Below are 13089 nucleotides of genomic sequence, written 5' to 3'. Positions count from 1 at the left end.
TTTCATTATCGGGTTGCTGGTCTGGCTGAAAAACAGCCTGCCCGGGATATCAAAGCCTGAAACATATAAGTAAAAAGGTAGGAAGAACACATGGGTGATCTATTAAGTCTGTTTATTAATTCAGTATTTATCGGTAATATTCTTCTGGCCTATTTTCTGGGCATGTGTTCCTTTATCGCGGTCTCAAAGAATATCGAGACAGCGATTGGTTTAGGATTTGCCGTCATTTTTGTTCTGACCGTGACAAGTCCTGTCAACTGGATCATCTATCACGGACTGCTTGCCCCGGGGGCATTGTCCTGGGCAGGTTTCTCCGACCTTGATTTAAGCTTTTTAAAATTCATCACCTTTATTGCCGTCATTGCCGCTATTGTCCAGGCTGTTGAAATGATTATTGATAAGTACTCGCCCCTGCTTTATGCAACCCTGGGGGTATTTTTACCCTTAATCGCGGTTAATTGTGCCATCCTTGGAACTTCCCTGTTCATAGTGGAAAGAAACTATACATTTATCGAATCCATTATCTTTGGAGCAGGCTCCGGAACCGGCTGGATGCTGGCGATTGTATCCATGGCGGCCATAAGAAAAAAGACCCAATATGCAAATGTCCCCAAAGGACTTGAAGGATTTGGCATCACCATGATTATAGCGGGTCTCATGGCCATGACATTTATGATGTTCTCAGGGATCACCCTTTAAATATTTAAGGAGAACTAAAATTGTTATACATCTTAAGCATATTGGTTTTTTCAGGGGTGATTTTGATCCTGGTCACAGTGCTCCTCTTTGTTGAATCAAGGGTCGCCGGCAAGGATGAATTTGAGCTCACAATTAATGGGAATAAAGATGAAAAGCTTAAAATTTCCGGCAATCCATCCCTCTTATCAGCTTTATCGCAAAAGGATATTTTCCTGCCCTCTGCCTGTGGCGGCTCAGGCTCATGCGGCATGTGCAAGTGTGAAGTTATTGAAGGCGGCGGCAGTATCCTGCCCACAGAACTTGCGCATCTCACAAGAAAAGACAAACTTGCCAACAAGCGTTTGTCCTGCCAGCTTAAAATAAAAGATAACCTGGAAATTAAACTCCCTGAATCCATATTCGGAATAAAAAAAATCGATGCTGTTGTGGTATCCAATCATAACGTTGCCACCTTTATCAAAGAACTGGTCATCAGACCTGAAACCTCCATTGATTTCAAAGCCGGTGCCTATATCCAGATTGATGTGCCTGAATATGATCTGATCTTTAAAGACTTTCATATTGAAAGCAAATATGTGAGTGAATGGAAAAAATACAATCTTTTGGAACTCATCGCAAAGGGAATTAAACCGGGGTTCCGGGCATACTCCCTTGCCAACCCGCCCCATGATAATGACATTATGATGATGAATGTCAGGATTGCAACGCCTCCGCCAGGGACACAGGGTCTCCCGCCAGGATTCGGATCTTCCTACATCTTTGGCCTTAAGCCTGGGGACAAGGTTGCCATCAGCGGTCCCTACGGAGATTTTATGGCCAGGGATACAAATAATGAAATGTGTTTTGTCGGTGGTGGTGCGGGCATGGCTCCTTTAAGAAGCCATATCCTCCATCAACTTGACGGGATCAATTCAAAGCGGAAAATCTCTTTCTGGTATGGCGCCAGATCCAAAAAAGAGATGTTTTACGACGATATTTTCAGGGATCTTGAAAAAAGATATGATAACTTCACCTATCGCGTTGCCTTTTCAAACCCTGAAAAAGAAGACCACTGGGATGGCCTGACCGGCTTTATCCACACCCATCTGTGTGATTCCTATCTTTGCAAACATGAAGATCCCACAGAGATAGAATACTATCTTTGCGGTCCTCCCCCCATGATCGATGCCATTATCAACGGGCTGTATGACCTCGGGGTTGAAGACGACATGATCTTTTATGATAAGTTTTAAAAAATTACGAACCTGCGCACCTTGATAAATTAATTTAAATGATTGCGGATTTATTTTCTCTATGATCGGAAATTACTGTCAAACCTCTCTATATGTACATGGAATGTTATCACTGCTTATCTTAAATCCATTGTGCCATATGATGATGCTGTTCCCAGCGCCAGTATTGCAGTTCAGACCTATGGGGCTTGTAGTTCCAATATAGCTTGAAATCAGATGACCTAATCCATGCAGACTCAACGGAAGGAAACCTAAGTGCCAAGAAATTTTCTGCTCAGCCGGTCAAAATGGTTGAGCAGTTGAGTTTTTCTGATCTTAACCAGTCCATTTGGTTTGCCCGAGGATGACCATTCTATAATTTTTTTTACTTCTGTTTTCACGGATGTAACTTCTTCTTGCCAGCCGCCTTTGCTAAGGACGCTGTACCACAGGCGAAATGTTTGAGCATATAATTTGTCGGAAACATCTGCGAGAACAGGGTTACCTGCTGAATCATGAATGATGTCCCTTAAGGATATGTCTATTTTGGTCAGGGCTTTTGGATCTTTCTTGTCAAACAGGTTGTTGCAGGCATGAAGAAGATCCTTGAGCTGGTTGCAATGTTTGGAAGAAAACTGGCTTTCTGCAAGGCTGGCTTCAAAAGACTCGATCTCGAATCTGACTTGATAGATATTCATGATCCGGCTGAATTCAACCTCTGTGATCATGCTCCCTGTCCGGGGGATTACTCTTATGAACTGTTCCCACTCCAGACGGTTGAGTATATCTTTGATCGGAGACCGGCTGACGCCAAATTCTTCGGCCAGGATCTTCTCGTTCAGAATCTGCCCAGGCTGATATTCCAAATATAGAATCCGCTTCCGTATAGTTTTATAAACTGTATCTTTCATTTTAAATATCCGAATAGAAGTAATAGAGTTTGTGATATTTCATTGACAAGCCACATTGATTTGGTACTTAACCCACTTTCATCATAAATTCAAGGATTTTCAAATAATTTGGTTCACCTTGCAAAAAAATTGAAATAAAAAAAGGCTTTTTTATCAAAATAAGGCTTGACAGCTTGGTATGTCATTGATTAGACTACTGGTTATATTAATGATATATCAATAAGTCTATTATTGAAATTTTGTAAAAGGTTCATTGATATACCATATGATGACCGGAAAATTTTTTATAAAGAAAGGAGGATGGATTGTAATAGCAACTGCACAAGAGAAATTTGGATAATTGAAATTCTATTCTAAAAGGGGGACGACAATATGCAAAAAGGGGAAAAACCAGTTATTAAACCTACATTTGTAATGGCTTTAATGCCAATTGTTTTAACGATGGCTCTTATGATGCTTCAACTTTTCATTTTTCAAGATTTTACACCTCATATTCCACTTGCCCTAGGAATTATGATTACAGGTGCAATGGCTTGGAAATGGGGTTTTAAGTGGCGTGATATGGAGTCAGGGTTGTTTAGTGTAGTCGCCGTCGCTTTGCCGTCCATCGCTATCTTGATGACGGTTGGTATGATAATCGGTGTTTGGATTTTAAGCGGAACAGTTCCTGTTCTAATCTATTATGGGCTTGCGATTTTAAGTCCTGGTATTTTTCTGGTTGCAGGCTGCTTGGTGTGTGCTTTGATTTCACTTTCAACAGGAACATCCTGGGGAACTGTTGGAACTGTAGGCTTGGCACTTGTCGGAATAGGTGAGGGTCTTGGTATTCCTATGTGTTTTACTGGTGGGGCAGTGGTTTCAGGTGCTTTTTTTGGCGATAAAATGTCTCCACTATCAGATACCACAAACCTTTCGCCTGCTGTTTGTGGTACAGATTTATGGAGCCACATAAAAGGAATGGTGCCAACAACACTGCCATCTATGATCATTGCTCTAATAATTTATGGCTTTATCGGCATGAAATATTCCGGCGGGACAATACAGGGTGATTCTGTTGCTATAATCAGTGCAGAACTTCAAAAAAACTTCTATCTTTCCTGGTGGCTTTTGTTGCCTCCACTTGTTGTTGTTGTGCTTGCAATGAAAAAATATCCTGCACTGCCTTCTATTTTTGCAGGTGTTGTTGTAGGTGGTATTATTGCGATGATTGCTCAGGATGTTTCTCTTCACGATGTTTTTAATGCTATGCAAAGTGGCTATAAAAGTCAGACAGGAATTGCTACTGTCGATAAATTATTAAGCAAAGGCGGAATTCAATCTATGACCTGGACAATCACGCTTATGATGATAGCACTCGGTTTTGGTGGTATATTAGAAAAAACGCACTGTTTGGAAGTTATTTTACAGAGAGTTATGAAAGTTGCAAAGGGTAGATTTGGATTAATTGTATCAAGCACTTTTGCTGCTGTTGGAACAAATGCAGTAACAGGCGATATTTATCTTGCCATTGCTCTTCCGGGAAGAATGTTTGCACCAGCATATCGCGGGCAAGGACTTTCAACAACCAACCTTTCGCGCTCTATTGAAGATGGTGGAACTTTGGTGTCGCCTTTAATTCCCTGGAATGTTGGTGGCGCTTTTGTTGCAGGAACCTTAGGTATTCCAACTCTTGTTTATGCACCTTTTGCATTTGCGTGTTGGATATCTCCACTGCTTGATCTTTTGTGGGCGGCAACTGGATTTTTTGTTCCTAGGGCAACCGATGAAGAAAAACAGCGTTGGAAAGATATGGATGAGATGATCATAACACCAGAAGATTTTAAAACGATGACGCATTAAATATGGGAGAAATGAATTATGTTTAAAAACATTCTAATACCAATTGATATTGCTAAAGAAAGTTCATGGAAATCCATTTTCCCTGTTGCCGTTTCAGAGGCAAAAAACTATAATGCTAAACTGAGCATTTTGACTGTATTAGACCTTGATTTTGTAAATATGATGACTTCCATGCAGCTTGATTTTGGTATTAAAGCTTATGCTGAACCGAAAAATTTTCGTGAAAAATATATTAATAAAGCCAAGGAACATCTTCAAAATTTAATAAAAAGAGAGATACCAAATGATATTAAAACAGAGCCTATTGTAAAGGGCGGAAAAGTTCATAGTGAAATTATTCTTACCTCAAAAGAGGTTGGAGCGGACCTTATAATTATTAAGGCATCTCATGAGTCAAAGATAAAAGAGTATTTTCTTGGAGTTAACTCTTCTCAGGTTACACGTTATGCAAAATGTTCTGTTCTGTTAATTCGTTCATAACTTGTTGTTTTTTTGTTAAGTTTTAGAGGCTTTATTTTATAACAAAAATAGGAGATAAAAAATATGAAAAATTTTGTTAAATCAATTATTCTTGCAATTTTTATGATTGCTCTTTTGCAACCAGCATATGCCAAATCACAACAAAAACTAACAGTTGTTTCCTGGGGTGGTGCTTTCACAAAAAGTCAAATGCTTGCACAAGTTTTGCCGTATGAAAAAAAAACAGGGATTCAGATAGAGGTTATAAATTATGACGGCAGTTTAAAAGATATAAGGGCTCAGGTTTTATCATATAATACAAAATGGGATTTAGTTGATATGTATTTGCCGGATATAATAATAGCCAGCAAAGAAGGATTACTAGAAAAAATAGATATTGCCTCGCTTCCATCCGCACCTGACGGAACGCCTTCTAAAAAAGATTTTTTAGAAGGGACGCTGATGAATTATGGGGTTGGCAACACAGTTTCATCAAATGTGATTGTTTATAAAAACAACAAGTTCAAAAAAGAGGTTCCCAAAACAGTGGTAGATTTTTTTGATACAAAAAAATTTCCAGGCAAAAGAGGTTTGAGAAGTTCTGCAAGAATTAATTTAGAGTGGGCTTTAATTGCTGATGGTGTTCCCATGAATAAAATTTATGAAACACTTTCAACTGATAATGGCGTTGAAAGGGCTTTTACAAAGCTTGATACAATCAAAAAGCACATTGTTTGGTGGCAAGGTGGAGCAGAACCTGTTGAGCTTTTAGAAAATGAAAAAGTTGTAATGTCTTCTGCTTGGAATGGACGTATTCAATCGGCCATAGACATTGGCAAAGAGATGACGATCATTTGGGACGGTCAAATTTGGGAGTTTGATTTGTGGTGCATTCCTAAGAGAACTCGAAACAAAAATAAAAAAGAAATAATGGATTTCCTTAAATTCATCACAGATTCACAACGTCTTGCCGATGTTACAAAATATATTGCATATGGTCCTGCGCGAAAATCTTCCGCTGCTTTAATCTCTTCAAAAATCAAGAAAAATCTACCTACATTTTCTGAAAACAGCAAACACACCCTAAAGCTTGATGGTAAATGGTGGGCAGAAAACCAAGACAAAATGGACAAGAAATTTATTCATTGGAAAAATATAAAAAGTTTATCTTTTGGTGGTGGCTTAAGACCATAAAAAGATTTAGGTAGAGATGCGATTAATCGCATCTCTACCTCTCCGTTGCAAGCTTGGCTCACAAAGCGGGGTCAATGGTTTTTAAAACCATATTTTTAAGCTCCTTATTCCATTTTTAATGTTGTCAGAATTTTCTGAATACCGTATAACTGTTTTCCATTATGTTTTCGTATTGCATTACCTATTTTGTGATTGGTTTAATTTTACAGTGTTGCATAAAAATCAGTAACAACAGAAGTGGCAGGGAGATTGCATGCATTATCCTCAAAAAATCAGTCAAATTATTAGTCAAAAAGAATTGTTATTCTACATCTCTTTTTTCTCTCTAATATGCCTGATCATATCCTCATGTTTTGTACTGGAAACAAGCAGGGCCACTGATGGATCAAAAAATTTATATATCCTTAATGATCAAATCGAACCATCTAAGATTAACGGAACAATAGAAGAATATATTCAGCGAATTTTGGGTAATTATAATACGGATGCCTTCTATCAAGACCTGACAATCAGGTCTCCATACGATGAAAGCATCTTCCCGCCTGAAATTGCTGCCCCGAACTTTAAGTGGGAAAAAACAAATACTGCTGTTGACAAATGGTTGTTAATCGTCTCATTCCATAAAAAAAAGAAATTATTTTATATAATGTGCAGCAGATCAAACTGGACTCCGGACAAAAAGACCTGGAAATTGATGAAACATAATTCTTTGGAAGCTCCCGCTCAAATAACAATATTAGGTGTAACATCAGCCCCTTCCAATGAAGTAGCTTCAAAGGGTATAGTCAACATATCAATTTCGAATGACCCGGTGGATGCATCAATTATGTTCAGGCGAGTTTATCCGAGTTTTGATTATGCAAGCCGGCATCCTGAACAAATACAATGGGTCCTTGGGGATATTTCCTCTTATAAAGACCCTTCTTTGATCATGTCAAAACAGCCTGTCTGCGGCAGTTGCCATAGTTTTTCACAGGACGGTACGCTCATCGGAATGGACATGGATTATAAAAATGATAAGGGTGCTTATCTTTTTACCAGCGTTCGCGAAAATATCGAACTAAAGGATCAGGACTTTATAAGCTGGAACGATTTTCAAAGGATGGACGGCCTTAAAAACACAGGGTTGTATTCACGCATATCGCCTGATGGAAGGCACATTGCAAGTACGGTAAATGAGATATTGTTTTTAATTAAAATTCCAGACCTGTATTTTTCCCAGCTTTTTTTCCCTTTGCAAGGCAGCCTGGCTGTTTATTCAAGTAACAATAAAAAGGTTGCCACATTGCCAGGAGCGGACCTTAGCGATTTTATCCAGACCGATCCTTCCTGGAGTCCGGATGGAAATCACATTCTGTTCTCCCGCGCCCCTTCAAAAATGGATTTATTCTGGAATCTTGGCGGCAAGACAGTATTTTCCGTCGAGAACGCCGATATTGACCGGCTTAATAAACAATATCCGATTAAGTTTGATATCTATCGCATTCCTTTCAATAATGGAAAAGGCGGGCTTGCCGAACCTCTCCCGGGTGCAAGCAACAATGGCAAAAGCAATTATTATCCCAGGTATTCACCCGACGGCAAATGGATCGTATTCACTCAAAGTGAGTCCGGTCTGGTAATACAACAAGACAGCAAACTGTTTATCATGCCTGCTGCCGGAGGAAAAGCAAAGAAAATGAGTTGTAATCTGAGCCGGGTTAATTCCTGGCATACATGGTCTCCAAACAGTAAATGGATAGCATTTGTATCAAAGGAAAATACACCGTTTACCGAGCTCTTCTTAACCCATATTGACGAACAGGGGAACGACAGTCCTTCTATTTTACTCAAACGGTTTAATAAGACCGGCTATGCTATAAATGTACCGGAGTTTGCGAATATGTCTTCAAAGGCCATTAAAAAAATTACCTTGAAAGGCAAATAATGAATCAATATCAAACGAAGGCAACATGAACCCGGGGATTCAAAAAAAACAGAAAAAAACAGCCTATGCACATCTTTTCAGGCTTTCCCACTGGTTACTGGGTGTCGGCATGCTTTTGCTTATCCTTACCGGCTATGGCATACATTCAGTCAGTATGCCTGCCTGGGCGATATTTGAACGCTACCCATCCTTTTACCCGGGTATGCGGATGATACACTGGCACAAGATTATCGGAATTATTTTTGCGCCTGCCTCGATCATTGCTTTGATATATTTTTTCCCTAAGCTAAAAAAAATAAAGCTGTCCAATCTGAGACGTATCGCGACAATCATGTTGCTTGGTGCAGGTGTTGCCTGCGTTATGACCAGTCTGGGGCTTATCTATACAAATATTCCTGCGTGGCTCTACCACCTTTGCAGGTTTATACATGCTGTCAGCGGTATGATCATCGCCCCTGTTTCAATCCTTATACATATCTATCTGGCTTTATTTAGATATTTCCCTTTGCTTATTCAATCCTTTGCTCCCATAAGGCAAGCCAAATGGTTCCAGGTTGTCTGGCTATTGATCGGCTTGATTGTTTCATGGGGCATTTTTACACGGTTTGTAAGTATCCACTCAGATTCCAGCATGCTTACCGCGTTGAAAATTGAAAATACGGTTTTTGAAGCACGTCAGATGGATTCTCTTCCCTGGGAAAAGGCTGATCAGATGAAGGTAAAGCTTGTTAATGGTGTCGGCTATGACTTTGGAGTAACGGAGGCGACTCTCTGGCCCCTCTATAATGATGAGCATATCTTTATGAAAATACAATGGAAAGATGATGTCTATAATCGGAACTACCGTCCCTGGATTAAAAATGAATCAGGATGGGTGCAATTGAACCCGGGGGGAGCTGATGAAGTGATATACAATGAGGATAAAATAGCCCTGGTATTTCCGATAAATAAAGATAGTGAATTTCAGCGATACGGTTGTGCGGTTTATTGCCATAACAATCAGAAAACCGGTCGTGGACAACACTGGACAGCCAAAAATAATCCGGTTGATATATGGCACTGGAAATCAGTAAGAATGGATCCCATCGGATATGTTGATGATAAATATTGGTTGGGAACCGATGATATATCCATGGATAAAGAGGCCCGCCATGGTGATCCGGGAGATCCAGGTTATGCCAACAATAGAATAAAAGGCATATCCCACCCCATGATGTTGCCGGCAGCTCTTGACGCGGTTAAACTAGGTGCATTGTTTCAATCCAGGGCCGTTATCTATACGAAAACTGCCGATAAAAAATTTCCAAGGGGGTATGCAGTACCGGGAGTAGTGATTTATGATGCCAAAGGGGACAGGGCTGATATCAGGTGCTATTCAACCTATGAAAATAATAGATGGACGTTACGAATCATGAGAAAACTCAATACAGGAAGTGTTTATGATGTTATCTTTAAGCCAGGTCATAAATATGATTTTACGATAGCAGCCTTTGACCATAACGCAAATCGACATTCTTACAATCATCAGGTTTACAGTCTTTATTTTGAAGAGTAATATATTACCTTTATTGGCATTTTTAAATAGGAGAGAATTTTATGATTAGAACTTTTTTTTTAAAACCCCTTAATGTGGCCATTGTCCTGGTATTGATATTAATCCTTTGTGGAAGTTGTTCTGTGAAGCAGGATAGAAAACGAGGGCCCCATGTGGAGGGTGGTGCAAGTGGGATTGAGTTCATGAATCTATTTGATTTGAACAAGGACGGAAAAATATCACATGATGAATGGGAAGAGGTCAAGCCATCCACCCAATACCGTGGAAAACGCTGGCCTCTGTATGATAAGAACTCTGATTGGGCCATCACGATAAATGAAGTGCCGTTAAAAGAGGGCGAGTCGGAACCAGCTCCGCCCAAAGAAAAAAAATTCAAGGTCACTTCAAAACAGATTGTGTTCATTGCAAAATATGATAAAGATAAAGACCTGAAAATTTCAAAAAAAGAATATAAAGGTTTGAATTTTTCTCAGTTTGATAAAAATGGTGACGGATTTATTGAGCCGCACGAAGCCCCCAGAGATTAAACTTGGGCGTTTTGGGTAACAAATTGCATCATCTGTTATATGTTCCAATTATTTAGAAAGGAGAAAAATAAAATGAAAAAGAATTTATTAAATAAAATATTTTTAACTGCCGTGATCTCTGCATTGTTACTCATTTTCAGCCCGGGCGGTTTTGCCCAGGAGGCTGCAAAACCTGACGAAGGGGATGGTGAGGCGCCTGATATTGAATATGAAGTTAATATCAATCAAATTGCGTTCATCGTAAAATATGATACGGACGGGAATGGGAAAGTAGATACTAAAGAGTTCATAGGAAAACATTTCAAAAACATGGATAAAAATGGTGATGGATTTATCGAACCGCATGAGGCGCCTGAAGGCCAAACAGCATATTGAGTGCTTTGCATTTGCAGAGTTCTATATTCAAAAAGGAGTCTGAAGCATGAAAAAACTTATCATCAACTTTGATGGCACTGGAAATGAACCCGGTGATGCTGAAGAAAAAAAGAAAGATGGTGTGGCTAAGGATGAAAATATCTCCAATATTTTAAAAATTCATCTGTTTGCCGGGGGAAATATTGAAAACTCAGCTGTTTCCTTTGAAGACCAGATGTCTTTTTACTATCCCGGTGTTGGTGTAAGAGGCAATATTTTCAAACGATTGTGGCGATCCGCCTTTGCGGCTAAAGCACCAGAGGTCATCATGGAAGAAGCCATGAATGATCTTGAACGTATTTACAAAAAAAATGACAGACTGTATATTTTCGGATTCAGCCGAGGCGCCGCTATTGCCAGACTCTTTGCGAGCAGATTAGCAAAAAACGGCCTTCAAACCGCCACTGGAATTATAGATAAAAACCCTGTAATCTCCTTTCTTGGCGTTTTTGATACAGTGGCTGCATTTGGCAAGCCCAATCTGAATAAAAATACCCGCCCGGTTTCCGATGTTGTATTTGAAAACGGCACTATCAGCCCCATAATCAGAAATGCATACCACCTGGTTGCCATTGATGAGAACCGGCTGGCATTCAGGCCCACACTAATGAATAATGAAAGCCGTGTGAATGAAATCTGGTTTCCAGGGGTTCACAGTGATGTGGGCGGCGGTTACAACCGGGACGGCTTATCTGACAATACCCTTTCTTACATGTTGAAAAAAGCAAAATTATTCGGATTGAATTTTTATGAAAAGGCTGAAAATATTCCTAAAGAAAATCTTAAAGGCAAAGACCATCAAAATAAAGACATCACCATTGAGGTGAGTGATATTGAGATTAACCCCAATATCAAAGAAGACATCCATTACCATACCGAAAAATGGAGAAATTTGATTAACTCAATGGCACCAAGGGATGCGACGATTATCAAAGATAATATCCCCTGTAATATACCCTACAAAGTACATATTTCTGCCCGGAAAAAAATAAAAACCGTACCCGGATATGATCCCGTCGTGTTAATGGATGAACTTTATGAATTTATTGATTAACAAAAATTAATTTAAAACAACGGACGTGTATAATGACAATCCAGTTTCTTGGAAAAACATTGAAAAGCCCGATGGTTCTTGCTTCAGGGATTCTTGGGAACAGCAAGGACATTCTTGAAAGAGTCCATGAAAACGGCTGCGGCCTTGTGACCATGAAATCCATCGGCCCTGAACCCAGGGACGGGCATAAAAACCCTACGGTGATTGATCTGGGTCACGGCATGATCAATGCCGTGGGACTGCCGTCTCCCGGATATTTGAATATGGGAAATGAATGGAAGGATCTTGAAAAAAGAGACTTTCCCTTAATTGCAAGCATTTACGGCGGGTCTGTCAGAGAATACCAGATGGTTGCAGAATTTGTATCGTCAAAAAAACCGGATTTCATCGAGATTAACATCTCTTGCCCCAACTCTGAAAAACACGGTATGATATTCGGGGTCAACCCGCAATCTTCCCATGATGTTGTTTCTGCCGTTAAAAAAGCAATCAATGTTCCGCTCATTGTAAAACTGACCCCCCAGGCCCTGGATATCGGTGACATTGCCAGAGCCTGTGAGGATGCAGGGGCCAATGCCATCTGTGCCATCAACACGGTGGGACCGGGGATGGTGATTGATATTGAGTCCAAAATGCCGGTGCTGGCCTTTAAAAAAGGAGGACTTTCCGGCCCCATGATAAAGCCTGTTGCCATCCGGTGTGTCTTTGACATTTACAAAGCCGTAAAAATTCCCATCATCGGGCTTGGCGGTATTACTACGGGAAAAGACGCCATTGAGATGATGATGGCAGGTGCAAGCCTTGTGGGGATCGGAAGTGCGGTTCGATACAGGGGAATTGATGTGTTTCAAAAAGTCACCCTGGAAATGGAATCCTGGCTTTCAGATCATAACTACAGTATAGAAGATATTAAAGGGGCTGCCCATAAGGAAGAATAATGATGAACACGATTACCGATCAGAAACATATCATGCTGAGGGTTGAAGAAAAACAAGTTGAAAGCCGGGAATTTGCCACCCTGTTTTTTAATTATGCCCTGCCCTTCAAACCCGGCCAGTTCATCATGGTCTGGATTCCGGGTATTGATGAAAAGCCTTATACCATTTCCTATCATTCACGAGACCGATTTGCCATCACCATTGAGGCCAAAGGACTCTTTTCCCAAAAAGCTATTACCCTGGGAAAGGGTGATCTGATGGGAATCCGGGGACCTTTTGGTAATGGGTTTGATATTAAATCACACGATACGGTTGCCGTTGTAGCCGGTGGTTGTGGTATGGCACCTTTGGCCACGCTGGT

At 40.2% G+C, this 13089-nt stretch carries 12 protein-coding genes and 1 pseudogene; 12 read left to right on the top strand and 1 reads right to left on the bottom strand.

The window, feature by feature from the left end; genetic code table 11:
- The first annotated feature begins 90 nt into the window (after positions 1 to 90).
- Both nqrE and nqrF read left to right on the top strand, forming a co-directional pair.
- Positions 91 to 699, top strand: coding sequence for an NADH:ubiquinone reductase (Na(+)-transporting) subunit E (gene nqrE, locus K8S13_RS19065; RefSeq protein ID WP_291465021.1), 609 nt, complete (start codon positions 91 to 93; stop codon positions 697 to 699).
- 20 nt (positions 700 to 719) lie between these two features.
- The gene (nqrF, locus tag K8S13_RS19060; RefSeq protein WP_291465020.1) at positions 720 to 1931 is read left to right on the top strand and encodes an NADH:ubiquinone reductase (Na(+)-transporting) subunit F; all 1212 of its coding nucleotides are present in this window, start codon (positions 720 to 722) and stop codon (positions 1929 to 1931) included.
- Positions 1932 to 2182: 251 nt separating this feature from the next.
- Here nqrF and K8S13_RS19055 read toward each other — a convergent pair whose 3' ends face one another.
- Entirely contained in the window at positions 2183 to 2821 is a 639-nt protein-coding gene (locus tag K8S13_RS19055; protein ID WP_291465017.1) for a GntR family transcriptional regulator, read from the bottom strand.
- 372 nt (positions 2822 to 3193) lie between these two features.
- Here K8S13_RS19055 and nhaC point away from each other — a divergent pair, with 372 nt between their 5' ends.
- The 10 genes and pseudogenes from nhaC to K8S13_RS19005 all read left to right on the top strand — a co-directional run.
- Positions 3194 to 4660, top strand: a complete 1467-nt coding sequence (nhaC, locus tag K8S13_RS19050) for a Na+/H+ antiporter NhaC (RefSeq protein ID WP_291465016.1) — start codon at positions 3194 to 3196, stop codon at positions 4658 to 4660.
- 18 nt (positions 4661 to 4678) lie between these two features.
- Positions 4679 to 5140, top strand: a complete 462-nt coding sequence (locus K8S13_RS19045) for a universal stress protein (RefSeq protein WP_291465014.1) — start codon at positions 4679 to 4681, stop codon at positions 5138 to 5140.
- Between the two features lie 63 nt (positions 5141 to 5203).
- Entirely contained in the window at positions 5204 to 6313 is a 1110-nt protein-coding gene (locus K8S13_RS19040) for an ABC transporter substrate-binding protein (RefSeq protein ID WP_291465013.1), read from the top strand.
- A 253-nt stretch (positions 6314 to 6566) separates the two neighbouring features.
- Positions 6567 to 8240: a hypothetical protein gene (locus K8S13_RS19035; RefSeq protein ID WP_291465012.1), complete on the top strand. Its 1674-nt coding sequence runs from the start codon at positions 6567 to 6569 to the stop codon at positions 8238 to 8240.
- Between the two features lie 25 nt (positions 8241 to 8265).
- A complete protein-coding gene (locus K8S13_RS19030) occupies positions 8266 to 9795 on the top strand; it encodes an ethylbenzene dehydrogenase-related protein (protein WP_291465010.1) in 1530 nt (509 codons plus the stop codon).
- A gap of 41 nt (positions 9796 to 9836) precedes the next feature.
- A complete protein-coding gene (locus tag K8S13_RS19025; RefSeq protein WP_291465009.1) occupies positions 9837 to 10322 on the top strand; it encodes a hypothetical protein in 486 nt (161 codons plus the stop codon).
- Between the two features lie 72 nt (positions 10323 to 10394).
- Positions 10395 to 10697: a hypothetical protein gene (locus K8S13_RS19020; RefSeq protein ID WP_291465007.1), complete on the top strand. Its 303-nt coding sequence runs from the start codon at positions 10395 to 10397 to the stop codon at positions 10695 to 10697.
- A 46-nt stretch (positions 10698 to 10743) separates the two neighbouring features.
- Positions 10744 to 11790 (top strand): DUF2235 domain-containing protein, encoded by a 1047-nt coding sequence (locus K8S13_RS19015; RefSeq protein WP_291465005.1) that lies wholly within the window; start codon positions 10744 to 10746, stop codon positions 11788 to 11790.
- Between the two features lie 32 nt (positions 11791 to 11822).
- On the top strand, positions 11823 to 12728 hold the full coding sequence (locus K8S13_RS19010; RefSeq protein ID WP_291465003.1) for a dihydroorotate dehydrogenase: 906 nt from the start codon (positions 11823 to 11825) through the stop codon (positions 12726 to 12728).
- Positions 12728 to 13089 (top strand): annotated as a pseudogene (locus K8S13_RS19005) (dihydroorotate dehydrogenase electron transfer subunit); the annotation flags it as partial. The gene K8S13_RS19010 and the pseudogene K8S13_RS19005, both read left to right, overlap by 1 nt.

This window comes from Desulfobacula sp., assembly GCF_021107415.1.
Note: the sequence above shows the minus strand (reverse complement) of the source record. Positions and strands in the feature narration are given on the sequence as shown.